The sequence below is a fragment of the Streptomyces sp. SID5464 genome (assembly GCF_009862985.1).
GTDB lineage: Bacteria > Actinomycetota > Actinomycetes > Streptomycetales > Streptomycetaceae > Streptomyces > Streptomyces chartreusis_D.
The window spans coordinates 105,023-106,689 of the sequence record NZ_WWIQ01000077.1; the positions used below are offsets into that span (position 1 = coordinate 105,023).

Below are 1,667 nucleotides of genomic sequence, written 5' to 3' on the forward strand. Positions count from 1 at the left end.
GCAGGAGAACCACTTCCGCTCCCTGGTGCAGGGCTCCAGCGACGTGATCATGATCGCCGCACCCAGCGGGGTCCTGAGGTACGTCTCCCCGGCCGCCGCCGGTGTGTACGGCCGCCCGGCGGAGGAGCTGGTGGGCACGGAACTGGCCAATCTGATCCACCCGGAGGACCTGGGCTGCGTCGTGCACGAGGTGCGGCGTTTCCTCGCCGCCCATCCCGTCGAGGAACCCACAACGCGCATCGAGTGCCGATTCCGCTCGGGTGACGGAGGCTGGCCCCATTTCGAGTCGACCGTCAACCGCCATCAGGGCGGCCTCATCTTCAACAGCAGGGACGTGACCGAAAGGGTGCGGCTCCAGGCCCAGTTGCAGCACAACGCCGAGCACGACCCGCTCACGGACCTGCCCAACCGGGCCCTGTTCACCAAGCGCGTGCAGCACGCCCTTTCGGGGCGCCGCGCCTCCGACCGGGGCGTGGCCCTGCGGAACACGGCCGTGCTGTTCATCGATCTCGACGGCTTCAAGGCCGTCAACGACACGATCGGGCACCAGGCGGGGGACGAGCTGCTCATCCAGGCCGCCCGCCGCCTCCAGGACTCCGTCCGGCAGGGCGACACCGCCTCCCGGCTGGGCGGCGACGAGTTCGCGGCCCTGATCGTCGGGGACAACACCCGCGACCGCGAGGCGGGAACGGCACATCCTTGAGCTCGCCGAACGCCTCAGGACGACGCTGTCCCAGCCGTACGTCATCGACGGCAACGATGTCCGGGTCAACGCCTCCATCGGTGTCGCCTTCGCCGAGCCGGCCTCGGCGCGGGCGAGTTGCTGCGCAACGCCGACCTGGCGATGTACCGGGCGAAGGCCGGCGGCAAGGGACGCGTCGAGCTGTACAAGCCGCAGATGCAGCAGGACGTCGTACGGAAGGCGGAGCCGGCCACGCGACTGCGGGCCGCGCTGCACGACGGCGAGTTCGCCCTGCTGCACCAGCCGGTGGTGTCCCTGGAGGACGGCCGCATCGCGTCGGTGTCCGCGCAGGCGCGCTGGCGCTCCTCGCAGGGGGTGCTGTTCACCCCGGCGGAGTTCCTGCGCGGGGCCGAGGACAGCGACGAGACCGGCGAGCTGGGCCGCTGGATGCTGGAGCAGGCTGTCGAGCAGGCGGCTGAACGGCATGCGACCGGGCTGTCCGTGCCGGTCGTCGTCCGGATGAGCGCCCGTCGGCTGCTGGACCGGTCGATGCCGCTCGGCACCATCGAGGCGCTGCTCACCCGGCACGGGCTGCCGTCCGGGTCGCTGATCATCGAGCTGTCCGACGCCGACCCCAGGGCCGGCCTGGACGAGCTGGAGCGGCGGCTGGGCGCCCTCAGGCGGGTCGGTGTCCGGATCGCCCTCGACGGGTTCGGCAGTGGCTACGGGGCGATCACGGCCCTCAGGCGGCTGCCCGTCGACTGGCTGAAGCTCGATCGCAGTCTGGTCGAGGGCGTCGTCGAGTCCCCGCGGCTACAGAAGACCACCAGTGGGCTGCTGCGCATCGCCGGCGACCTCGGGCTGAAGACCGTGGCCGAGGGGGTGGATCTGCCCGAGCAGGTCGTCGCCCTGCGCGCGATGGGCTGCACTCACGGGCAGGGCATGGCGTTCTCCGGGCCACTGGACGAGTACCGGCTGCGCAGAG

1 pseudogene is annotated in these 1,667 nt (G+C 71.4%); it reads left to right on the forward strand.

Features of this window, described 5'->3' with window-relative positions:
* Positions 1–1,667, forward strand: a pseudogene (locus tag GTY47_RS39220) (EAL domain-containing protein); the annotation flags it as partial.